This is a genomic window from Pseudoprimorskyibacter insulae (genome assembly GCF_900302505.1).
Lineage (GTDB): Bacteria > Pseudomonadota > Alphaproteobacteria > Rhodobacterales > Rhodobacteraceae > Pseudoprimorskyibacter > Pseudoprimorskyibacter insulae.
Window position 1 is genome coordinate 78,952 of record NZ_OMOJ01000005.1, and the last position, 22,749, is coordinate 101,700.

General features: G+C 59.5%; 22 protein-coding genes. 8 read left to right on the forward strand and 14 right to left on the reverse strand.

The window, feature by feature from the left end; genetic code table 11:
* Window positions 1-216 precede the first annotated feature (216 nt).
* The gene (locus PRI8871_RS12645) at window positions 217-1,107 is read left to right on the forward strand and encodes a hypothetical protein (RefSeq protein WP_108886600.1); all 891 of its coding nucleotides are present in this window, start codon (window positions 217-219) and stop codon (window positions 1,105-1,107) included.
* A 53-nt stretch (window positions 1,108-1,160) separates the two neighbouring features.
* Here PRI8871_RS12645 and PRI8871_RS12650 read toward each other — a convergent pair whose 3' ends face one another.
* From PRI8871_RS12650 to PRI8871_RS12695, 10 genes are all read right to left on the reverse strand, one after another.
* Window positions 1,161-1,937 carry an enoyl-CoA hydratase-related protein gene (locus tag PRI8871_RS12650; RefSeq protein ID WP_108886601.1) on the reverse strand — a complete coding sequence of 259 codons (777 nt, stop codon included), beginning with the start codon at window positions 1,935-1,937 and terminating at the stop codon, window positions 1,161-1,163.
* 71 nt (window positions 1,938-2,008) lie between these two features.
* On the reverse strand, window positions 2,009-2,524 hold the full coding sequence (locus tag PRI8871_RS12655) for a DUF2087 domain-containing protein (RefSeq protein ID WP_108886602.1): 516 nt from the start codon (window positions 2,522-2,524) through the stop codon (window positions 2,009-2,011).
* 164 nt (window positions 2,525-2,688) lie between these two features.
* Window positions 2,689-3,174, reverse strand: a complete 486-nt coding sequence (locus PRI8871_RS12660) for a cytochrome c-type biogenesis protein (RefSeq protein WP_108886603.1) — start codon at window positions 3,172-3,174, stop codon at window positions 2,689-2,691.
* A complete protein-coding gene (locus PRI8871_RS12665) occupies window positions 3,171-5,132 on the reverse strand; it encodes a heme lyase CcmF/NrfE family subunit (protein WP_108886604.1) in 1,962 nt (653 codons plus the stop codon). Before PRI8871_RS12665 ends, PRI8871_RS12660 begins: the two co-directional genes overlap by 4 nt.
* A gap of 59 nt (window positions 5,133-5,191) precedes the next feature.
* The gene (locus PRI8871_RS12670) at window positions 5,192-5,716 is read right to left on the reverse strand and encodes a holin family protein (RefSeq protein WP_108886605.1); all 525 of its coding nucleotides are present in this window, start codon (window positions 5,714-5,716) and stop codon (window positions 5,192-5,194) included.
* Window positions 5,707-6,327 (reverse strand): holin-associated N-acetylmuramidase, encoded by a 621-nt coding sequence (locus PRI8871_RS12675; protein WP_245897860.1) that lies wholly within the window; start codon window positions 6,325-6,327, stop codon window positions 5,707-5,709. The genes PRI8871_RS12670 and PRI8871_RS12675 overlap by 10 nt, the downstream gene beginning before the upstream one ends.
* A 161-nt stretch (window positions 6,328-6,488) precedes the next feature.
* Window positions 6,489-6,938, reverse strand: a complete 450-nt coding sequence (gene ccmE, locus PRI8871_RS12680; RefSeq protein WP_108886606.1) for a cytochrome c maturation protein CcmE — start codon at window positions 6,936-6,938, stop codon at window positions 6,489-6,491.
* Between the two features lie 18 nt (window positions 6,939-6,956).
* Window positions 6,957-7,985 carry an N-acetyl-gamma-glutamyl-phosphate reductase gene (gene argC, locus PRI8871_RS12685; protein WP_108886607.1) on the reverse strand — a complete coding sequence of 343 codons (1,029 nt, stop codon included), beginning with the start codon at window positions 7,983-7,985 and terminating at the stop codon, window positions 6,957-6,959.
* 73 nt (window positions 7,986-8,058) lie between these two features.
* Window positions 8,059-8,871 carry a glutamate racemase gene (gene murI / locus PRI8871_RS12690; RefSeq protein ID WP_108886796.1) on the reverse strand — a complete coding sequence of 271 codons (813 nt, stop codon included), beginning with the start codon at window positions 8,869-8,871 and terminating at the stop codon, window positions 8,059-8,061.
* 134 nt (window positions 8,872-9,005) lie between these two features.
* The gene (locus tag PRI8871_RS12695) at window positions 9,006-12,407 is read right to left on the reverse strand and encodes an indolepyruvate ferredoxin oxidoreductase family protein (RefSeq protein ID WP_108886608.1); all 3,402 of its coding nucleotides are present in this window, start codon (window positions 12,405-12,407) and stop codon (window positions 9,006-9,008) included.
* A 165-nt stretch (window positions 12,408-12,572) separates the two neighbouring features.
* Here PRI8871_RS12695 and PRI8871_RS12700 point away from each other — a divergent pair, with 165 nt between their 5' ends.
* From PRI8871_RS12700 to grxD, 6 genes are all read left to right on the forward strand, one after another.
* Window positions 12,573-13,478, forward strand: a complete 906-nt coding sequence (locus PRI8871_RS12700) for a LysR family transcriptional regulator (protein WP_108886609.1) — start codon at window positions 12,573-12,575, stop codon at window positions 13,476-13,478.
* A 262-nt stretch (window positions 13,479-13,740) separates the two neighbouring features.
* A complete protein-coding gene (locus PRI8871_RS12705; RefSeq protein ID WP_108886610.1) occupies window positions 13,741-14,274 on the forward strand; it encodes a DUF6151 family protein in 534 nt (177 codons plus the stop codon).
* An 84-nt stretch (window positions 14,275-14,358) separates the two neighbouring features.
* Window positions 14,359-16,518, forward strand: coding sequence for a phosphoribosylformylglycinamidine synthase subunit PurL (gene purL / locus PRI8871_RS12710; protein ID WP_108886797.1), 2,160 nt, complete (start codon window positions 14,359-14,361; stop codon window positions 16,516-16,518).
* A gap of 56 nt (window positions 16,519-16,574) precedes the next feature.
* Window positions 16,575-17,081 carry a hypothetical protein gene (locus tag PRI8871_RS12715; protein WP_108886611.1) on the forward strand — a complete coding sequence of 169 codons (507 nt, stop codon included), beginning with the start codon at window positions 16,575-16,577 and terminating at the stop codon, window positions 17,079-17,081.
* A 66-nt stretch (window positions 17,082-17,147) separates the two neighbouring features.
* On the forward strand, window positions 17,148-17,384 hold the full coding sequence (locus PRI8871_RS12720) for a BolA family protein (RefSeq protein WP_108886612.1): 237 nt from the start codon (window positions 17,148-17,150) through the stop codon (window positions 17,382-17,384).
* A gap of 109 nt (window positions 17,385-17,493) precedes the next feature.
* On the forward strand, window positions 17,494-17,856 hold the full coding sequence (gene grxD / locus PRI8871_RS12725; protein ID WP_108886613.1) for a Grx4 family monothiol glutaredoxin: 363 nt from the start codon (window positions 17,494-17,496) through the stop codon (window positions 17,854-17,856).
* A 54-nt stretch (window positions 17,857-17,910) separates the two neighbouring features.
* Here the strand turns inward: grxD and PRI8871_RS12730 are convergent, their stop codons facing one another.
* Window positions 17,911-18,300: a cell division protein ZapA gene (locus tag PRI8871_RS12730; protein WP_108886614.1), complete on the reverse strand. Its 390-nt coding sequence runs from the start codon at window positions 18,298-18,300 to the stop codon at window positions 17,911-17,913.
* Between the two features lie 21 nt (window positions 18,301-18,321).
* Window positions 18,322-18,819 (reverse strand): hypothetical protein, encoded by a 498-nt coding sequence (locus PRI8871_RS12735; protein WP_146188685.1) that lies wholly within the window; start codon window positions 18,817-18,819, stop codon window positions 18,322-18,324.
* A gap of 237 nt (window positions 18,820-19,056) precedes the next feature.
* Here PRI8871_RS12735 and tkt point away from each other — a divergent pair, with 237 nt between their 5' ends.
* Window positions 19,057-21,093, forward strand: coding sequence for a transketolase (gene tkt / locus PRI8871_RS12740; RefSeq protein ID WP_108886616.1), 2,037 nt, complete (start codon window positions 19,057-19,059; stop codon window positions 21,091-21,093).
* 66 nt (window positions 21,094-21,159) lie between these two features.
* On the opposite strand, the gene PRI8871_RS12745 is transcribed toward tkt, so the two are convergent.
* Together PRI8871_RS12745 and PRI8871_RS12750 are read right to left on the reverse strand one after the other, a co-directional pair.
* Entirely contained in the window at window positions 21,160-21,441 is a 282-nt protein-coding gene (locus tag PRI8871_RS12745) for a hypothetical protein (protein WP_146188686.1), read from the reverse strand.
* Window positions 21,442-21,645: 204 nt separating this feature from the next.
* On the reverse strand, window positions 21,646-22,629 hold the full coding sequence (locus PRI8871_RS12750; RefSeq protein ID WP_108886618.1) for a DUF808 domain-containing protein: 984 nt from the start codon (window positions 22,627-22,629) through the stop codon (window positions 21,646-21,648).
* Window positions 22,630-22,749: the final 120 nt, after the last annotated feature.

Consider the following 22,749-nt stretch of genomic DNA (forward strand, 5'->3'; position numbering starts at 1 on the left):
GGTTCTGCCACCTATTACCTAAAGTGAAGACAATAATTAAATATTACACTTATTAATTCCAAAACGAAAATTAGAAAAAGGCATCGGCGGCCAAATTTGGGCCAAATCGGGCGAATTGGGGCAGTTCTGGCCAATTAGGGCGGAATTGTGTTGCCCCATGCCCAGATTGTGACGCATATACGTTTTGGGGGCACCGTTAACTCGGAGCCAAATAAAATGTTCAACTTCGCATGCATCACCAAGCCGGCTGCAACTCTGGATCTGGGCTGTGATAAATCCATCAAGCTCTCGATCTTTGAAGATCAGGGTTCGCTCACTTTCCTGATGAAGCCCACGCTTAAAGGCATCTCGCCGGAGGCCATCAACGGCCTGTGCATGAACTTTTCCGAAAACTGCGATGTTGAAGACGTGACCATCTACCCCGAGGTTGCCGTTCAAGACGTCACCCCGATGGAAAACGACGACTGCCTGCGCGGCAGCGGTAAAAGCGCCGAAGATTTCGACATGGCCCTGCGGTTTGGCTCCACCGCAGGTTCGAGCGAAGGCGAGACCACCGAAGTTGGCTTCACCCTGTTTGCAAACTGCGGCAAGGATCTGTCGCTCAAGGACATCGACCTGAAAAGCATTGGTGCTGCTTTCGAAGATGACCGCGGCGAAAACGCATGGGTGTGCGGCGACGACGAAGCGGAAACCGATGGCGACGACGATCATGGCGACCGTCACCACGGCGGCCGCAAAGGTCACCACGACCGTGATGACCGCGACGACCGTGACTGCGGCAAGGATCGTGACGAGCGCGAAGAAGACACCCGCGAAGAAAAGACCTGCGACAAGACCGAAGAAGATGCTCCGGTTCAGGAAACCGAAGAAGTGATCGCAGAAGAAACCACCGAGGAAGAAACCTGCACCCCGGACATGGAAACCCCGGTTGTTGAAGAAACCCCGGTTGTTGAAGAAGTATGCCCGCCGGAAATGCCGGTAGCCGACGAAGAGGAAGCCGACATTCAGGAACTGATCCGCTTCATGTTCAACGGCGAAGAAGAAGACGAGCAGATGGAAGAAGAAGCCGACCTGTCGATGGAAGACGAAGTCGACTTCCTGTTCTGATTTGTCCGATCCCAAGTGAAAACGGCGGGCCCATCAGCCCGCCGTTTCGCGTTTTACCGGCCTTCGTATTTGGCCGGGCGCTTTTCCAGGAAGGCCATGATGCCTTCTTTGAAGTCCCGCGTCTTGCCGCAGCTGCCTTGCAGCCGAGCCTCAAGCGCCAATTGTTCGTCGATCGTATTGTCAAACGACGCCCACAGAGCGGTTTTCAGATGGCGATACGCCTCGGACGGGCCTTTGGCCAGATGCGCCGCGCGGGCCTTCCAATGCGCCTCAAACGCGTCATCGGCCACCGCTTCCCAGATCAAGCCCCAGTCATCGGCCTGCTGCGCGGTGATCTTTTCGGCAAACAGCGCCGCCCCCATGGATTTGGCCAGCCCCATCTGACGCGGCAAGAACCACGTGCCGCCTGCATCCGGGATCAGGCCGATCCGGGTAAAGGCCTGAAGGAAAAAGGCGCTTTGCGTCGCAATCACCACATCGGCCACAAGGGCAAGGTTCGCCCCTGCCCCCGCAGCGGCACCGTTCACAGCGCAGATCGTCGGCACCGGGCAATCAATGATCGCCCGAAGCATCGGCACATATTCGTCGCGCAAGGTACGCTCCAGATCAAGATTGGCGGCATTGCCACCGTCGCTCAGATCCTGACCCGAACAAAAAGCGCCGCCCGTTCCGGTCAGAACCACCACGCGCCCATCACGCCCGCCCTGGCGGACCGCATCGGTGATTTCGGCGCGCATTTGGCTGCTCAAGGCGTTCATCACCTCGGGCCGGTTCAGGGTGACAACGGCCACATCATCGGTCAGGTCGTACTGGATGGTATCGTAGTTCATGGGTCTCTCCGACATTGGCTTTGGCCGCATCAAACACTGAACCGATCAGTTTGGCAAAGCGAAACGCGGCGTCAGTTTTGGCCCGATTTACGGCGCGCCAGAACCGCGCGAATGACCAGCCGCGCCTCAGGGCTTGGCCCTTGTTCGACGCGATGATAGGCGCTGCCGTCGATGTTGCGACTGGCCAAGCGATGCTCGATCAATCCGCGGCGGATCTGCGCGGCGTCGCGAAACGCGGTCAGCGTGTCAATCCGCTGGCTGATCTGGCGTTCGGTCATCGCCTCGCGTGGTGGAAGCTGCGCCCAAACCGCCCAAAGGCACAGCCCCTGAAGGCTGTGTTTTCCCGGCCAACGCAGCATCAAACCGGCATCGTCAAACAGCCGCAGCGCACGTTCCACCCGGCGCAGATCGGCTTGCGGCTGCGGTTCGTGCCGCGCCCGTAGATGCTGGTAATTGCGATACCCCGCCGCGCGGGCAATATGGCCCAGCATTTCGGCGTGGCTCGGGCTGCCCTCCAACGACGAACGCAGCGCCTTGGCAAAGTGGGACAGGTCGGGAATCGTGAGTTCAATCACGTCACGTGTCATAAGATCACCTCAGATCGGGATGCCGTCCCCTAACGGGGTGGAGGTCCGCCCTTGTCCGATGCCATCCCCAAGATGTCTCGGTGTCTTAAAACGCAGGTTTAGCCGTGGGCGGCGCCTAGGTGAACTGCGGACCAAGGCCCTGATACCATAGGTTGCGCGCCCTGTCAGCCCTTCAATATTTCGTCCAGACGCGTCTGTTCTTCGGCACTCAACCCGTCAACAGGCTGCGGGGCCGAGGCCCGGCGGCGGATGTATACCATGGCCAAAAGCGCGGCGATCACAAACAGGATCGGACCTGCCGCCCAAAGCAGCCAGTTGCCCCCCGCCGTGGTCGGCTTCAGCAGGACAAATTCGCCATAGCGCTCGACCACGAAGTCAACGACCTGCTCATCCGTATCGCCTTCTTCCAGACGGTCACGCACCAAAATCCGCAGATCCCGCGCCAGCGAAGCGTTGGAATCGTCGATGTTTTCGTTCTGGCACACAAGGCAACGCAGCCCCTTGGAAATCTCACGTGCCCGCGCCTCAAGCGCCGGATCTTGCAGAACTTCGTCGGGCTGCACGGCGATGGCTACATTGGCCAGCATCGCAAAAATCAGCGCAAGGACGTAGGGTGGGTTTCTAACCCACCGCTTGGAAATAACTGTCATTCTGCGGGCACTCCTTCCGGGGCTTTGCGGGCACCTGCGGCCACGCGGGTCCGGCGATCCGACAGGCTCAGCCCGCCGCCAAGCGCCATCAGCAGACACCCGGCCCAGATCCAGTTGGCCAGCGGTTTGATATAGGTGCGCATGGCCCAGCCGCCGTTGTCCTGTTCGTCGCCCAGCACCACGTAAAGGTCGCGCATGAAACGGTAATCAATCGCGGCCTCGGTCGTGGGCATCTGCGCGACAGGATAGTTGCGCTTTTCAGGATGCAGGGTCGCAACGAAGGCCCCGTCCTTGGTCGCATTGACCGTCCCTGTGGTCGAGAAATAGTTGGGCCCTTGAATCTGCTGAACATCCGTCAGGGTCAGCTCAAACTGGCCAACGGTGAACGGCTCATTCAACTGAACGGTGCGGATGTCCTCCACCTCCCAAGCCATAAGCCCGGCAATGCCCAGCATCGTCACCCCAAGACCGCCATGGGCCACGGCCTTGCCCCAATCGGCACGCGGCAGGCGCAAAAGACGGGTCAAATCACGGCTGCGGCCGGTGCGCGTGTAAAGGTCGGTCAAAGCCCCGGCGACAACCCAAGTGCCCAAGAACACCCCAATCGGACCCAGCAGTGTTTTGCCCGACTGCATCGCCCAAGCCAGACCGCCCAAGGCAACGGCCAAAGCCAAAGCCGGGTAAAGCACCGGGAAGCTGCGCGACAGGTTGGCCCGTTTCCACGGCAAGATCGCCCCGATTGGCAGGATCAGCCCCAGAACGATCATGAAGGGGGTAAAGGCCATCTCAAAGAACGGCGCACCAACGCTGAGTTTACGGTCAAAGAACATCTCGGCCACCAAAGGCCAGATCGTGCCGATGAACACGACGAAGGAACTGACCGCCAAAAGGATGTTGTTCGCGACAAGCGCGCTTTCACGGCTGACGACCCCAAAGACGCCCTTCGCCTCCATCACATTGGCACGGGCCGCAAAGAGCGTCAGCGCACCGCCGGTGAAGAAAGCCAGAATCAGCAGGATGAACACCCCGCGCTCAGGATCATTGGCAAAGGCATGGACCGAGGTCAGAACGCCCGAGCGCACGATAAACGTGCCGATCAGGCTAAAGCCAAAGGCCAGAATCGCCAGAAGGATCGTCCAGCTTTTCAGGCTCTCGCGCTTTTCGACCACGATGGCCGAATGCAGAAGGGCCGCCGCGAACAGCCAAGGCATAAAGCTTGCGTTCTCAACCGGATCCCAGAACCAGAACCCGCCCCAGCCCAGCTCATAATAGGCCCACCAAGACCCAAGCGCGATACCGATGGTCAGGAAGATCCAAGCCGCCAGCGTCCAGGGCCGCACCCAGCGCCCCCAAGCCGCGTCAACCCGCCCTTCAATCAAGGCGGCGACGGCAAAGCTAAAGCAAATGCTCAGCCCCACATAGCCAAGATACAGAAACGGCGGGTGGAACGCCAAACCGGGATCTTGCAACAGCGGGTTCAGGTCCTGCCCGTCAAAGGGCGGCACGGCCATGCGCAAAAACGGGTTCGATGTGAACAGGATAAAGGCCAGAAAGGCCACGCCGACCGCCGCCTGAACCGACAAAACCCGCGCCCGCAGCGTCGGCGGCAGGTTGCCCCCAAACCATGCGGCCATCGCCCCAAACAGCGCCAGGATTAGCACCCACAGCAGCATTGACCCTTCGTGGTTCCCCCAAACACCGCTGATTTTATACAGCATCGGCTTGGCCGAATGGCTGTTCAGCACCACCAGACGCAGGCTGAAATCCGAGGTGACAAAGGCATGGGTCAAAGCCGCAAAACTGGCTCCAACCAGTAGAAACTGCGATGTGGCCGCAGGCTCGGCAACGGCCATCCATCCGGGCCAGCGCTTATAGGCACCAACCATGGGAACAACGGCCTGAATACAGGCCACAAGAAACGCGAGGATCAGGGCAACATGGCCAAATTCTGTAATCATGACACAGGTTATAATCCGCGCGTTGCGGCGGGCCAATGGGATTCACGCCCGCCCGCCGATCACATTGTCGCGCCCTCGCGCCGCCAGTCGGCCAGCGCAGGGTTGGCATCCGGCACGGCGCCGCCCTCCTCCAAGGCCTGAACCGTCCGCGCCACCGTTGGCGCCATGGCAACTGTCTGCACCAAATCGCGCTGAAACGCCTGCCCTTTGGCCTGATGACGCGCGCCAAAATAGAATGACACGATCACCCCAAGCAGCCACCAAAGCGGCTCTGGCACCAGCGAAATCCCGGCCATCCGCGCGGCGAACCACACCGGATCCACCATCGCCGCCACGAACAGCCCCAAAGTGCCAAGCGCCAAAGCCGGGCGCGGCAACCGGTTCACCCCATCCATGAACCGGTCAAACCGTCCGCGCTCGTCGGGGCGAAACTCTTGCGCGAATTGCTGCATCGCCGACCCGTGACGGCCCGCATTGCGCCCGGCCTCCGCCTCGGCATTCACTTGGAACACCTCAATCGTTTCGCGCAGCGCATTGCGTCCGCCGCCAAACAGCGTGTTCAATATCGCCTCAATCATCCCCATGACGCCACCCGCGCCTGAAATTCGGCGTCGCTCATATGGTATTGCTTTGACACAAAACTTTCAGCACGGCGTACCCACCCGCCCTTGCCACCGTCCCGACGCCGGGCAAATTTTCGAAGCGCAGGCCGCCGGTCCGCCAGACGTAAGTAATAACTCCGCCGCGCAATCCCATAGGCATCCACAAACCGCTCAGGCGCACGGGCATAGGCCCGGTCTACCGCCGCCAGCGTCTGCGGCCCAAGCGCCCCATCCACCGCCACGTCAAACCCCATGTCGCACAGCAGCCGTTGCAGCAACCGCACCGCTTGGGCCCCGGCATTGACCTGCATGTCAAACACTGTGGGTTGGAGCCCTTCCGGCAACCGGTCCAAACCCGGCTTGTGAAAGTAATGCTCAAGATAGATCTCGGCCGCCTGATCTGGCCCAAGTTTGCGCAAATCGGCCACCGTCACCGCGCCATCCCCGTCCATATCGCGCCCAAGTCGCCGGAGTGTGCCAATCGTCACGCCGTAATTCGTCGCCCCGCCCGGATCGTCGGGATCGTTCACAAACCCGCCTTCCCGCTCGACAATCTCTTGCGCCATCTGGCGCAGCCGTTCCGATACAGCCATTTTCAGCCTCTTGCCCAGTTACCTCTGAACATCAGCCTGCGCCCAAATTGGTTAACCGCCCCTGCCCGGACCGCGCGGCACCCCCTGTTATTTTCTGACCAAAAAATATCCCCGCCGGAGGCTCCGACGGGGACGCAATCAACAACGATGAAAAGCTGGGGTCAGCTTTCAGGTTCGACGTAGACGCCTTGTTCCTTCAGCGCATCGACCACTTCTTTGGGCATATAGGTCTCATCGTGCTTGGCCAAAATCTCGCTCGCCTCAAACACGCCGTTCACATAGCGCCCCGTGCCGACCATCCCCTGATTTTCGCCGAACAGATCCGGCAATATCCCCGAGAACACCACCGGCACCGAGGCCCCGCCATCGGTCACGTTAAACGAGATCACCTCACCCTGACCGCGCAGCAAGGTGCCTTCCTCGACCAAACCGCCAATGCGGAACACTTCATTGGATTTGGGCGGGCTTTCGACCACTTGGCTGGGCGACCGGAAGAAGTTGATGCCGTCCTGAAAGGCATAGCCAATCAGCGCAACCGCCACCACCAAGGACACCGCCGCAAGGGCGATCACCTGAATGCGGCGTTTTTTCTTCAGCGATTTCAAGGCCATTATGGTCTCCTGATCGGGTTATGGGAAACAGGGCGCCAGCATCAGACCGGCGGTTTCCTCTTCACCTAACATCAAATTCGCATTTTGCAATGCTTGGCCCGAACTGCCCTTGCACAGGTTGTCCAGCGCGGCGACCACGATGGCGCGGCCTTCGATCCGGTCGCCGGTCACACCGATATGCACAAAGTTCGACCCACGGATGTTATGCGTGCTGGGGGTTGCGCCGAACGGCAGAACCTCGATGAACGGCTCGTCCTTATAGGCGTCGACCAGTGTCTGATAGACGGCTTTCGGATCGCCCTTCACATAGCCCGTCGCCAGAATACCCCGGTTCACCGGCATCAGGTGCGGCGTGAACTGGATGCGCACCGGTTCGCCCGCCAAGGCGCTGAATTCCTGATCGAATTCGCCAAGGTGACGATGCGTGCCGCCGACCGAATAGGCGTTATAGCCTTCGCTCAGCTCGGCATGCAGCAGGTTTTCCTTCAGGCTGCGGCCTGCGCCTGAAACGCCGCATTTCATGTCCAGAATGATGTCGTCCAGCGCAATGACCTTACCGGCAATCAAGGGACGCAGAATGAACTGCCCCGTTGCGGCGTTACAGCCCGTGCCCGCCACCAGACGCGCGCCTTTAATCTCATTACGATAGAATTCGGTCAGGCCATAGACCGCCTCTTTCTGGGTCTCAATCGCGATATGCGGGTTGCCGTACCACTTGGTGTATTCCTCAGGATCGCGCAGCCGGAAATCCGCCGACAGATCGACGATCTTCAGATGACCCGGCAGTTTTGAGATCACTTCTTGGCTGGTCTTATGCGGCAGCGCGCAGAAACACAGGTCGATCTGGTCAAAGTCAATCTCTTCCCAAGTCACCAGCGCCGGCAGATCCAGATGTCGCAGATGCGGGAACACGTCAGCCATCGACTGGCCAGCCTTCGAATTGGCCGCCAAGGCCTTGATCACAAAGGACGGATGCGTGGCCAACAGGCGGATCAATTCTGCCCCGGTATAGCCAGACGCCCCAATGATTGCGATATTCTTGGTCATGTCATCTCCTGCGGGGCCCGACGGACCCTCTGCTAGTTTGGCTCTTTCTGGGCGATATCGCCCAGAAATTCAATCAGGCCTTTTGAAACGTGATCTTGCGTTTCAGAAATTGCGTCGCGCGGTCCGACACCTTTTTCGGATCGCCCGTGGTCAGGAACATCGACTCGGTTCCACTGCCGATCATCTCGGGCCGACGGGTCAGGTAATCGGCCAGCGATTCTGCCACGATATTGGCCTGCGAATAGACCTGCACATGCTCCCCCAGCGCCTCTCGGAACTGGTCAGCCATCAGCGGGTAATGCGTGCAGCCCAGAATAGCCGCCTCGGGGTCGGGCATTTTGCGAAGCAAGGCGTCCACATGGCTATGCACCAAGGCTTCGGCCAGGATCATATCGCCGTCTTCAATCGCATCGACCAAGCCGCCGCAGGCCTGCGCCTCAACATCCACACCGATGGCGCGGAACGCCAATTCACGCTGAAACGCGCGGCTGCGCACAGTGGCGGGGGTGGCAAATAGCGCCACGTGCTTGACCGCGACCTCACGCGGGGGTGAGTTATCGCCCCACTGCCGTTCTGTCAGCGCCTCGATCAACGGAACAAACACACCCAAGGCACGCTTGCCCGGCGGCAGCCAGCTTTCCTGCATTCGGCGCAGCGCCGCTGCCGACGCCGTGTTACAGGCCAAAATCACCAGATCGCAGCCCGCATCCCAAAGCCGTTCGGTCGCAGCGCAGGTCAGGTTGTAGACGTCATCGGCGTCGCGCACGCCATAGGGCGCATGCAAATTGTCACCGAAATACACAAAAGGAACGTCTGGCAAACGTTTGGAGACAGCCTCCAACACCGTCAGACCGCCCAGCCCGCTATCAAATACACCTACTGCCATGGTGCGCCTTTCCGGGGTCTTCAGGCCCCTGCCGAAACTGTTTTTGTCATTACAAACCCAGTCATAATGCGCGGTGGCGACCAGCAAAAGGGCCTTTGCACCCGCCAGCGACAAAACGCAGGCGGGTGCGGCAGTTATTCGGCAGCGATACGGGTCGGCGTTCCGCCTGCGCGGATCAGGGCCAACAGGGCCTCCCGGCGCTTGGCGGCCTTGGCCTCATTGGCCTGTTTGACCGGGCCAAAGCCGCGAATTTGCAGCGGCAAACGGGCCAGTTCCTCAATCGCGGCACGGGTTTCGTCGGTCAGAAGCGGCGTCACCTCGTCCATGTCCCGCTCATATTGGCGGATCAAACCACGCTCCATCCGCCGCTCATCGGTGTATCCGAACACATCCAGCGGCGTGCCACGCAGCGATTTCATCCGCGCCAGCAGTTTTAGCAGCGGCAGCATCTTTTCCGAGAACTCACGTTTCTTCGGACGCCCGTCGCTGCCCATCTTCGACAGGATCGGCGGGGCCATGTGGAACGACATGGAAAAATCACCGTCGAACTGCGTTGCGGCCTTGGCCCGCGATGACAGAAGCAAACGCGCAACCTCGTATTCGTCCTTATAGGCCAAGACCTTATGATAGCCTTCGGCCATCGCGGCCTGAAGCCCTGCATCCTCAACTTTGTCCAAACGCTTGCGATAGCGCCGCGCAAGTCCGCGCCCCTGATACTCGGTCAAATGCGCCTCACGGAAGGCGGCCTTGTCCTGCGGCGCAGACGGCAGCGCCACCACCGACGGGGCAATCAACTTGGCCGCGGCCTCAGGATCAACCACCGCCCAACGCCCGATTTCAAAGGCCCGCTGGTTCCGTTCAACCGCCGCGCCGTTTAGCGCAACCGCGTCCAGAATGGCCTGCCGCGACAGGGGCACCAGCCCGTTCTGCCACGCCGCGCCCAGCATCATCATGTTGGAAAAGATCGAATCTCCAAGCGTCACCCGCGCCAGTTCGGACGCATCGAACAGCCACAGCCGATCCTTCAGACGCGCTTGCAGCGACAGCTCCAACTGGTCCGATGGCAGGGTAAATTCGGTGTTGCGGGTGAAATCGCCGGTGATGATTTCATGATTGTTCACCACCGCCCCAGCGGAGCCAACACGCAACAGACCAAGCGTCTTGGCCCCGGCGCTGACCACCAGATCACCGCCGATCAGCGCATCGCATTCGCCCGTGGTCACGCGAATGGCGTTGATATCCTCGGGCCGGTTGGCCAGACGGCAATGGATGTGCACCGCGCCGCCCTTTTGCGCCAGCCCGGCCATTTCCATCATGCCCGCGCCTTTGCCGTCGATCTGCGCCGCTTGGGCCAAGACCGCGCCGATGGTGACAACGCCTGTACCGCCAACGCCGGTGACCACCACATTGAACGTCCCATCGATCGCAGGCAAGGCCGGTTCAGGCATGTCCGGCAGCGTCAGATCGGCGGTTTCCACCTTCTTCAGCCGCGCTCCCTCGACCGTCACGAACGACGGGCAAAACCCTTTGAGGCAAGAAAAATCCTTGTTGCAGCTGGATTGGTCAATCGCCCGTTTCCGCCCCAGTTCGGTTTCCACCGGCAGGATCGACACACAGTTCGACTGCACCCCACAATCGCCGCAGCCTTCGCAGACATCAGTGTTGATGAACACGCGCCGATCCGGGTCCGGGAAGGTGCCGCGCTTGCGACGGCGGCGCTTTTCGGCGGCGCAGGTCTGCACATAGACAATCGCCGACACGCCCGTTGTCTGGGCAAAGCTTTTCTGAACGCTGTCCAGTTCCGCCCGTTCTGAGATTTCAACGCCTTGCGGGAAAGACTTTACATCCAGCCCTTCCTTTTCGTCATGCACCACGGCTATGCGCTTGACGCCCATGGCCTTCAACTCGGACACGATCTGCTGCGGTGTCAGCCCGCCATCGTTGGGCTGACCGCCTGTCATAGCGATCGCATCGTTGAACAGGATCTTATAAGTGATTGTCGTATCAGCCAAAAGCGCGGCGCGGATCGCCTGAACGCCCGAATGGTTATAGGTGCCGTCGCCCAGGTTTTGGAACACATGCGGGCGGTTCGAAAACGGTGCCTCGCCGGTCCAATTGGCCCCTTCACCGCCCATATGCGTAAAGCCCGAGGTCGACCGATCCATCCATTGCGCCATGAAGTGGCAGCCAATTCCAGCATAGGCCCGGCTGCCCTCAGGCACTTTGGTCGATGAATTGTGCGGACAGCCCGAACAGAAATACGGCAGACGCGACGCCAGCTCCTGCGCGTTATCGGCGGTCTTGGCGACATCCAGCGCCTCCAACCCTTGGCGGACACCATCGGTGCAGCGCCCTTCCTCATCCAAAATTTTCCCAAGATGCTGAGCGATATCAACAGGATCAAGCGCCATCTTCGTCGGGAACAGAACCTTGCCGTTCTTCATCCCGCCATAAACCCGCCGGCCTCGGCGATTGTCGAACAGCGCCTCTTTGATCTGCACTTCGATCAGCTTGCGCTTTTCCTCGACCACAACGATCAGGTCCAGCCCTTCGGCCCATTCGTTGAAGCCCTTCATATCCAGCGGCCAGACCTGACCAACCTTATAGGTGGTCAGCCCAAGACGCTCGGCCTCGGCCTCATCAATGCCCAGCAGATCCAGCGCATGAACAAGGTCCAGCCAGTTCTTACCGGCCGCCACAAAGCCGATCTTGGCCCCCGGCTTCCCCCAGACACGACGGTCAATTTTGTTCGCATAAGCAAAGGCTTCGGCGGCGTGGCGCTTGTAATCCAGCAGCCGTGCCTCTTGGATAAAGCGGTCATCCACCAGCCGGATGTTCAGCCCGTCCTTCGGCATGTCGAAATGCGGGGTGACGACCTGAAACCGGTCCGGACGCCCATCCACGACCGAGGTCACCTCAACCGTGTCCTTCATCACCTTCAGACCGGCCCAAACGCCCGCAAACCGCGACAGCGCGAAGCCGTAAATCCCGTAGTCCAGAATTTCCTGAACGCCCGCAGGCGACAGAACCGGCATATAGGCATCGACCAGCGCAAATTCTGATTGGTGCAGAACGGTGGAGGATTCGCCGGTGTGGTCGTCGCCTAGGGCCATCAAAACCCCGCCATGCGCAGAGGTGCCCGCCATATTGGCATGGCGCATGACATCGCCAGACCGGTCAACCCCCGGCCCCTTGCCGTACCAAAGGCCAAACACACCATCGTATTTGCCCTCGCCGCGCAGTTCAGCCTGCTGGCTGCCCCAAAGCGCCGTCGCGGCCAGATCTTCGTTTAGACCTTCGCGGAACAAGATGTTGGATTGCTTAAGATATTTCTCGGCCCGGTGCATCTGCATATCAACCGCGCCAAGCGGCGATCCGCGATAGCCCGTGACATAGCCGGCGGTGTTCAGCCCCGCCGTTTTGTCCCGATGGGCCTGCATCAGCATTAGGCGAACCAATGCTTGTGTCCCATTCAACAGGACATTCCCCTTGGACAGATCGAACCGGTCTTGCAAAGTGATGCTGTGCTGGGTCATACCGCGCCTCCCTAACCGCGCCATGATCGGCTTTTCATCAGAATAGGTCACAAACCCTGACCAAAACAAGGAATATTGGTAAATTTCCCGTATCTTAAGCTGAAATCTTCTTAAAGTTTTCACAGATGTCTGTAGACAAGGTACGAAATTTGCAAAGTGTACGCCATGGACTGGGATAAGCTAAGAATCTTTCACGCGGTTGCCGATGCCGGCAGCCTGACACATGCGGGCGAAGCGCTGCATTTGTCGCAATCTGCTGTCTCACGCCAAATCCGCGCACTGGAAGAGTCACTGAACACCACGCTGTTTCACCGTCACGCACGGGGACTGATTCTCACCGAACAGGGGGAACTGCTGTTCGACGCCACCTCGTCGATGCTCAAACGGATTGATGCCGCCACCGCCCGTATTCGCGACAGCGAAGAAGAGGTGTTTGGCGAATTGCGTGTGACCACCACGGCGGGGTTCGGCTCGCTCTGGCTGGCGCCGCGCCTGCCCAAGTTCTACGAAAAATACCCCGACATCCGCATTGACCTGATGTTGGAAGAACGGGTTTTGGACCTTCCCATGCGAGAGGCCGACGTTGCCATCCGCATGAAAGAACCAAGCCAAGCAGACCTGATCCGCAAGCGCCTGATGTCGGTGCGCATGCGCCTGTATGCCTCCCCCGAATATCTGGCCAAGAATGGTGAGCCTGAAAAGCTTGAAGATCTGTCGACACATCGTCTGATATGTCAAAGCCCGTCTTCGGCGCAGGTCGGGGCTGGTCTGAACTTGATCCAAGAATTGATGACCTACGACGTTCGATCAACGCTGACCGTCAACAACTACTTTGGCGTGTTGCAGGCCGTGATCCACAACCTCGGGATTGGAGTGTTGCCGGATTACATCATTGAGGACTTCCCCACCGTGGTCCGCGTTCTGCCCGAGGTCGAAAGCGTCGAGGTGCCGGTGTTCTTGGCCTATCCCGAAGAATTGCGACAATCCAAACGAATTCAGGCATTTCGCGATTTTGTCCAGGATGAGATTTTCGCCCATCGCCGCCAATTGAGGGCAATGGGCGAAGAATAATCCTTAGCCATGCATTAGATGCATAGCGGACATGATGCACCTGCGGCATATAAAACCTTGATCGACTCGGAACTGAACATTAATTCAGCTTTCGAACGATGAAACGCGCATTTGCGCATCATCTTCATACCTCCCTGTTGGACTTCGGCCGAGCTTTGTGCTCGGCCTTTTTTCTTTCTCCCCCTCCGACCTGCCAAACGCCCGTGATATCACAGGGTCGCACAAGCGCATTTTCGTCTGCGCCTCAGATTCGGAGCACTTCATGTCCCACAAATTTCAATGCGATTGCGGCCAAACCAAATGGTCCATCAAGTCCGATACGCCCGGCACCGCGCTAATTTGCTATTGCACCGATTGCCAAAACGCCGCGACCCATCTTGGATCGCAAACCACATTGGACTCGGCGGGCGGCACGACGATTTATCAGGCTATGCCCTCGGACATTACATTTGAGGCAGGTTTCGATACCGTTAAGATGTTCATGCATCGACCCGATGGAATTTTCCGCTGGTATGCCGGGTGCTGCAACACGCCTATCGCCAACACGTTGAAAACCACAAAGATCCCCTTTGCCGGATATGTGCTGCCTGCGGGAAATACCGCCTTTGGCAGTAACCCACCGCAAGTCATGACCAAATCCGCGCTTTCGCCGATCAAGCAGCACGGCTTTGCCAAGGTCGGCTTTGGTGTCATCAGTCGCGGCTTGATGGCAAAGCTGCGCGGCAACACGTCCGGCGCGCCCTTCTTTGTGGGCGGTGTCCCGGTACGAGATCCCGAAGTGCTTTCGAAAAGCTAGGCCCCACCGCAACGCACCATTGTCCTTGGCCAGCAGTTGCCCTAAACGGAGCGCAATTCCAAGCCTGAGGACACGCCCATGCAAGTGCAAGAGCCCGCCATCACCGAAGACCTGATCGCTTCCCATGGCATCAGCCCCGATGAATATGCCGAGATCCTGCGCATTCTGAACCGAGAGCCGAGCTTTACCGAGCTGGGCATCTTCTCGGCCATGTGGAACGAACACTGTTCTTATAAGTCCTCGAAGATCCACCTGAAGAAACTGCCGACCACCGGCCCGCAGGTCATTTGCGGCCCCGGCGAAAACGCGGGCGTGGTCGATATTGGCGATGGTCAGGCCGTGGTCTTCAAAATGGAAAGCCACAACCACCCGTCCTACATCGAACCCTATCAGGGTGCGGCAACCGGCGTTGGCGGCATTCTGCGCGACGTGTTCACCATGGGCGCACGTCCCATCGCAGCGATGAACGCGCTGAGCTTTGGCGAAAAAGACCACCACAAGACCCGCCAACTGGTGCATGGCGTGGTCGAAGGCGTGGGCGGCTATGGCAACTGCTTCGGCGTTCCGACCGTGGGCGGCGAAGTGCGCTTCCACCCAGCTTACAATGGCAACTGTCTGGTCAACGCCTTCGCGGCGGGTCTGGCCGATGCCGACAAAATCTTCTACTCGGCCGCCTCGGGCGTTGGTCGTCCGGTCGTGTACCTTGGCGCGAAAACTGGCCGTGACGGCGTTGGCGGCGCGACCATGGCCTCGGCCGAATTTGACGAAACGATCGAAGAAAAGCGTCCCACCGTTCAGGTTGGCGACCCCTTCACCGAAAAGCGCCTGATGGAAGCCACGCTGGAACTGATGCAGACTGGCGCTGTGATCTCGATCCAGGATATGGGCGCGGCGGGCCTGACCTGCTCGGCGGTGGAAATGGGCGATAAGGGCCAACTGGGCATTCGCCTTGATCTGGAAAACGTCCCCCAGCGCGAAGCCAATATGACAGCCTATGAAATGATGCTGTCCGAAAGCCAGGAACGCATGCTGATGGTCCTCGACCCGGCGAAAGAGGCCGAGGCCCGCGCCGTGTTCGAAAAATGGGATCTGGATTTCGCCATCGTGGGCGAGACGATCTCCGAAGACCGCTTTTTGATCATGCACAATGGCACCTGCATGGCCGACCTGCCCCTGTCGAAACTGGCCTCTTCGGCCCCTGAATATGACCGCCCGTGGGTTCCGACCGAAGCCGTGGCAGACATGGCCGACGTGCCGGGCATCGACCCGATTGACGGGCTGAAGGCGCTGATCGGGTCCGTGAACTACTGCGCACGTCAGTGGGTCTATGAACAGTATGACTCGATGGTGATGGGCGACACGGTCCGCAACCCCGGTTTCGGCGCTGGCCTGATCCGCGTGCACGGAACCGGCAAGATGCTGGCCTTCACGTCGGACGTGACGCCGCGCTATGTGCGGGCCAACCCGGTTGAGGGCGGCAAGCAGGCCGTGGCCGAAGCCTATCGCAACCTGACCGCCGTGGGTGCCAAGCCGCTGGCCACCACCGACAACCTGAACTTCGGCAATCCCGAAAAGCCGCAGATCATGGGCCAGTTCGTGGGCGCTCTGGACGGGATCGGCCAAGCCTGCCTTGCGCTGGATATGCCGATCGTGTCGGGCAACGTCTCGCTTTACAACGAAACCGATGGCACGCCGATCCTGCCGACGCCGACTATTGGTGCGGTGGGCCTGGTGGCCGCCGACGAAACCCCGATCATCGGTACCGCCCGCGAAGGCCATGTCGCCCTTCTCGTGGGTGACACCGCCGGCCATCTGGGCCAATCGGCCCTGCTGGCCGAGGTGTTCAACCGCGAAGACGGCGATGCGCCCCATGTCGATCTGGACGCCGAGCGCCGCAACGGTGACTTCATCCGCGCCCAGCGTGACCTGATCCGCGCCTGTACTGACCTGTCTGACGGCGGTCTGATCATGGCCGCCTTTGAAATGGCCGAAGCCTCGAACGTTGGGGTCGCTTTGGATGATGCAGACACCGCAACACTCTTTGGCGAAGATCAGGCCCGCTACCTGATCGCCTGCAACTTCGATCAGGCCGAGGCGCTGATGACGGAAGCCGCGAAAGCCGGCGTTTCGATCAAATCGGTGGGCAAATTCACCGGCGATGCCTTCAAGGTTGGCAGCACCGAGGCGCCAATGGCGGATCTCAAAACGATCTACCGCGGCACCTTCGCGGACACCTTTGCCTAAGAAATTCAGGGCGGCCTACGGGTCGCCCTTTTTATCTGTTCCGTATCTGGTGCCCCATGTCTGAACACGCTTATGCGGTCAAAGGCGATTGCGCGAATTGCGCGGCGCTGTGCTGTATTGGGCTGGCCATCGACAAGGGCACCCGCTTTGCCATCGACAAACCGGCAGGCGTGCCCTGCCCCAATCTGGATGGCCACCTGTGCCGCATCCATGCCGATCTGGATGCACGCGGTTTTGGCGGATGCACCGCCTATGACTGCCAAGGCGCGGGTCAACGCGTCACACAGGAACTTTTTGACGGGGCCGACTGGCAAGACGACCCGCGCCTGATTGCCCCGATGATGGACGCGTTCCGCGATCTGCGCACGCTGCACCAAATGCTGGCCTTGCTGGCCGTCATCCTGCCGCGCCTGCCCGAAGATGACGCCCGCAAAATATCGGACCTTGCCGCACCGATGATGGAACCTTTGACACCGGCAACTGCAAAGGCACTTGCCACCGGGCCGCTGCCGGACCAGATCAAATCGGCACTACGCGCCTTTCCCCAACTGCTGCGGCCATGACTGCCCCTTGCAGCGCCCACTGCATCGGCTTAGATTTCCAGTTAAACCAAAACGGAGACACGCAATATGGCGATGCAGGCGCAGGACATTGAACAGCTCATTCGGGCCAGCTTTCCCGATGCTCAGATTGAGGTTCAGGGCGACGATGGCCAACATTTCGCCGCCATGGTCATTGACGAAAGCTTCCGTGGCAAGAACCGCGTCCAACAGCAGCGGGCCGTTTATGCCGCGCTGAAAGGCGCGATGGATGGCCCCGCAGGCGCGTTGCATGCATTGGCGCTGACCACCAAAGCCCCCGAGTGATCGAACACATATGGGCGCAATCGCGATTGTACCCTGATTGGATATGTCAAGCTGACCCCTTATATCCGGGTCAACAAGGAACGGCTGGAGCGCCGGAAGGACAAAGAAAATGACTGACGCGAAAACCCAAATCGACGAAACCGTCAAAGCCAATGACGTGGTGCTGTACATGAAAGGCACCAAGGAAATGCCGCAGTGCGGTTTTTCCAGCCGTGTCGCCGGTGTTCTGAACTACATGGGCGTTGACTACAAAGACGTGAACGTTCTGGCCGACGAAGGCATTCGTCAGGGCATCAAGGACTATTCCGACTGGCCGACCATCCCGCAGCTTTACGTCAAAGGCGAATTCGTCGGCGGCTGCGACATCATCACCGAGATGACCCTGTCGGGCGAGTTGGACACTTTGTTTGAGACCAATGGCGTCGGCTACAACAAAGAAGCCGCTGACAAGATCCGCGAAGCCAACGGCTGATCTGTCCCAGATCCAAAACAAAACGCCCCGGCCTATGGCACGGGGCGTTTTTTGTTAATTTCCGCTGGCGCGTTCTTCGATGGCGGCGGCTAAGGCTTCGGCCCGTGCGGCGATTTCGGCCATCGTGTCGGTCACCCCCGCAGGCAGAACCGGCACCTCAACACGCTCCGGCGGTTTTTCGCGCATCTCGCTCAGTTCATTCTGAAGAACGGCAACCCGATCCTCTAGTTCGCGCATTTTATCCTCAAGACCGGCGGTTTTATCGGCCAGCATCAGCCCCGACATCAACAACATCCGTCCCTCGGGAACGCGGCCAATCTGGCCGACAACGGCACTGGCTTCGTTGTCGAGCATCTTGGCAGCTGCCAGCAGAAAATGCTCTTCACCCTCTTGGCAGGCCACTTCGAAACTGCGCCCACCGATGTTGATTTCGACCTCAGGCATGCCCGCCTCCGTTTTGATAGATCATTGTGCCGCCTCGGCCAAAGGTTCCAGAACGGCCAGCGCCGCTTCAAGACTTGCCTGATCGGCTTCGCGCGCGGCGCGCAGGGCCTCAAGCTCTGTCTGGAGCGATGTGTTGATCGCCGCCGCATCCGCAACACCGGCTTCCGCCGCTTCGCGCAGGGCGGCGTTGTTTTCGGCCAAAGCGGCATTCTTCTTTAGAAGCAATGACATACGATCATCAAGTGTTTGAAACGTGCCGTGCAGCATGCCCAATTCAGCCCGCACCGCCGCCAGTTCCGATTGCAGGGCATTGACCTGTTGTTCCTGCTTTTCGCGAATGGCTTTGACCCGCTCTTCCAACTGGGCATTTGCGGTGCGTTCTTCATCCAGCGCTGATTTCAGTGCCTCTACTTCGCCGGGATCTATCGCAGGTGTCGCGCTTTGCACCGCCTCAAGCCCACGGCCAATCCGGTCAAGCGCAGTGGTGATGCGCTGCTCCAGCTCAACGATATCGGTCATCGATTGCCCCTTTGCCACGTTTGGCGCCTTGAATCCCCGCCAAAGCGAATCATTCAGGCCGTTCTTTGCAAAAATTCTATCAAGCATGGCCGAAAATTGCGCCCCCCTTTAACCTCAGTAGGTTACAAGGCGAGCTTAAGATAAGGCGTGACTGACAAAATTCTGCATACTTGCACTTCGCCGCGACGCTGGTATGAGCGTCATCGCTAACACCCCGGATAAAAGGAACGTTGTCCCGTGGATATCCAAGAGCTGCGCACCGCGCATCCCGAACACTGGAACAAAGCCGCCGCAATCCGCGCTCTGGCGCTTGACGCTGTGGCGCAGGCGAATTCTGGCCACTCGGGCATGCCGATCGGCATGGCTGACGTTGCCACGGTCCTGTTTGAAAAGCACATGAAGTTTGATGCCGCAGCCCCCGAATGGGCGGACCGCGATCGCTTCATCCTGTCGGCCGGTCACGGCTCGATGCTGCTATATGCGCTGCTGTATCTGACCGGGGACGCCGAGATCACGCTCGATCAGGTCAAGAACTTCCGCCAGATGGGCGCGAAGACCGCAGGCCACCCGGAAAACTTCCTGGCCAAGGCGATTGAAACCACCACCGGCCCGCTGGGTCAGGGCGTCTCGATGGCGGTTGGCTTTGCCATGGCCGAAGAAACGCTGCGCGGTCAGTTCGGCAAGAACGTCGTCGATCACCACACCTATGTGATCGCCGGTGACGGCTGCCTGATGGAAGGCGTCAGCCAAGAGGCGATCGGCATCGCGGGCCGCCAGAAGCTGGGCAAGCTGATCGTCCTGTGGGACAACAACAACATCACCATCGACGGCACCGTTGATCTGTCGGACCGCACCGACCAGATCAGCCGCTTCAAGGCATCGGGCTGGCATGTGCAGGAAATCGACGGCCACGATCCGGTTGCCATCGACGAAGCGATTGCCGGGGCCAAGAAAGCCTCCAAGCCGTCGATGATCGCGTGCAAAACGCATATCGCCCTCGGCCACGCCGCGCAGGACACCTCCAAGGGCCATGGCGCGCTGACCAACGGCGACCAGAACGCCGCCGCCAAACAGGCCTGGGGCTGGACCGCTGCGCCTTTTGACATCCCCGCTGACATCAAGTCGGCTTGGGAAGCGATTGGCAGCCGTGGTGCCGCGGACCGCGCCGAATGGCAGGACCGTCACGACAAACTGTCCACCGCCCGCCAAAAGCTGTTTGGCCGCGTGATGGACCGCGATGTGCCGACCAAGCTGAGCGCCGTGATCAAAGCGCTGAAGAAACAAGCCTCGGAAGACAAGCCCAAGGTCGCGACCCGCAAGGCATCGGAAATGGTGCTGGAAGTCGTCAACCCGATCATGCCCGAAACCTTCGGCGGCTCGGCTGACTTGACCGGTTCGAACAACACCAAGACAGGCGGTCTGGGTGTGTTCGACGAAACCAACCGCAAGGGCCGTTACGTCTATTGGGGCATTCGCGAACATGGCATGGCCGCTGCCATGAACGGTATGGCGCTGCATGGCGGCATCCGCCCCTATGGCGGCACGTTCATGTGCTTTACCGACTATGCCCGCCCGGCCATGCGTCTGGCCGCGCTGCAACAGATCCCGACCGTGTTCGTTATGACCCACGACAGCATCGGCCTTGGCGAAGATGGCCCGACTCACCAGCCGGTGGAACATCTGGCCATTAGCCGCGCGACCCCGAACACCTATGTGTTCCGTCCCGCCGATCTGGTGGAAACCGCCGAAGCCTGGGAAATCGCGTTCAGCTCCAAGACCACGCCGTCGGTTTTGTCGCTGACCCGTCAAAACCTGCCGACTGTACGGACTGAACACAAAACCAAGAACATGACCGCCCAAGGCGCCTATGTTCTGGCCGAAGCCGACGGCAAGCGTCAGGCGATCCTCATCGCCACCGGCTCGGAAGTGGAAATCGCGCTGCAAGCCCGCGACCTGCTACAGGCCGAAGGCATTGGCACCCGCGTCGTGTCGATGCCCTGCTGGGAGCTGTTCGAAGAACAGGACGAAGCCACCCGCCGCCGCGTTCTGCCCGCAGGCCCCGTCCGCGTTGCGGTCGAAGCTGCTGGCCGCATGGGCTGGGATCGCTGGCTGTGTGGTGAAAACGGCAACCGCAAGAAAGCCGGGTTCATCGGCATGGACGGCTTTGGCGCATCCGCCCCGGCAGAAGAGCTGTATGTCAAGTTCGGCATCACCGCCGAGGCAACGGCCGCCAAAGTGCGCGCGCTGCTGTCGGGCGAAGACACCGGCCTGTAAGGCACCTGTCACCCAATCAAAAAGGGGCCCAAACGGGCCCCTTTTCTTTTGCCTGAGTGTGTTAACTCACATCCGGCATTTCTTGTTCTGCATCGCGGTGTGCAACGCATCCGCTTCGCCCTTGGCCGTTGCAAGGCGCGTGGCTTCGGCATCATTGCCATCCATGGCGAAAACAGCCGGCCAGAACAGAATCCAGGTCACGGCTTCCATGTTCTTGTCGTGCTTATAGGATTTGTCCACTTTGGTGGTCAGATCTTCAATGCTGGCCCGCAGACGGCGGTCTTCTTCGCGAAGCTGCGAACAGTTCAGCCCTTGGTATTTCGAAGACGGGACATAATTGACTCCCACCTCAGTCGATTTTTGCGCATCTGAACAAGCTGATAGGCCCATGCTGGCTACAATCAATGCAACTGCTAAATTCCGCACCTCAAACTCCTTAAAATTGGTCGCAGTGCGGTCATTTGCCGATGATTGACGCCAGTCAACGTCAGACCATAAAAAGTGCCCCACAAGGGGGCACTTCAATTTAAAGAGTAGTCATCTTGCAACAGATCAATGATCGGCTGCGGCTTTTTTGCCAAAAATGCCCGCCCAGATCGGGGCGATGATCTTGGTGCCAATTGGTATCAAAATGAACCCGAGCACCAACCCCAGAACCCCGTCCAGTGCGGCAGTGGTGATCCATTCGGCTGCGCCCATCAGGCTTTCTGGGACTTTTTGACCGACAAAAACAGCTGCGTCGTGGATGATATGTTCCGGCACATGCCAGCCCAGTTCGGCCAACCCGTGCACAATGATCGACCCCCCAACCCAGATCATCGCCGCCGTTCCGATGATCGTCAGCAGGCGCATCAGCACCGGCATCGCTTTGACGATTCCCCGGCCAATGCCGCGCGTGATCCCCAAGCGTCCAACTCGTGCCAGCCACAGGCCAATGTCATCCAACTTCACGATCAGCGCGACCGAACCATAGACAACAACCGTAATCAGCACCGCAACCGCCGCCAGCGTCGCCGCCTCCATCCAGAAGGTGCTTTGGGGAATGGCCGCGAGCGAAATCGTCATGATCTCAGCCGACAGGATGAAATCGGTCTTGATGGCCCCTTGGACCTTTTGTTCTTCTAGGTGCGCGGGGTCGCCGATGTCATGGCTTCCGTCAGGCCCGCCGTCATGGTCGCCATGCGGGCCAAGCACATGGGCCACTTTTTCAGCCCCTTCAAAGCATAGGTACGCCCCGCCCAGCATCAACAGCGGCGCAATCAGCCACGGCGCAAAATTGGCCAGCAGCAAACCCACAGGCAGCAGAAAAACCAGTTTGTTGATGATCGAGCCGCGCGCGATTTTCCAGATGATCGGCAATTCGCGCTTGGCCTCGAAGCCTTGGACGTATTTCGGCGCAACAGCCGCATCGTCGATCACCGCGCCAGCCGCCTTGGACCCGGCCTTAACCGCCTGCCCCATCACATCATCCACCGAGGCCGCCGCAATCTTGGCGATTCCCGCCACATCATCCAGCAATGCCAGCAATCCGCTCATCTTCGTCTCCTTGCCTGTCGCGCCCAAACCCTAGCCCATCGGGCGAAATCTTCAACGCCACCTTGTCTGCGCTAACTGATTCTGGGCATTTTTCTGCGTTTGCGAAAACGTTACCGCAAA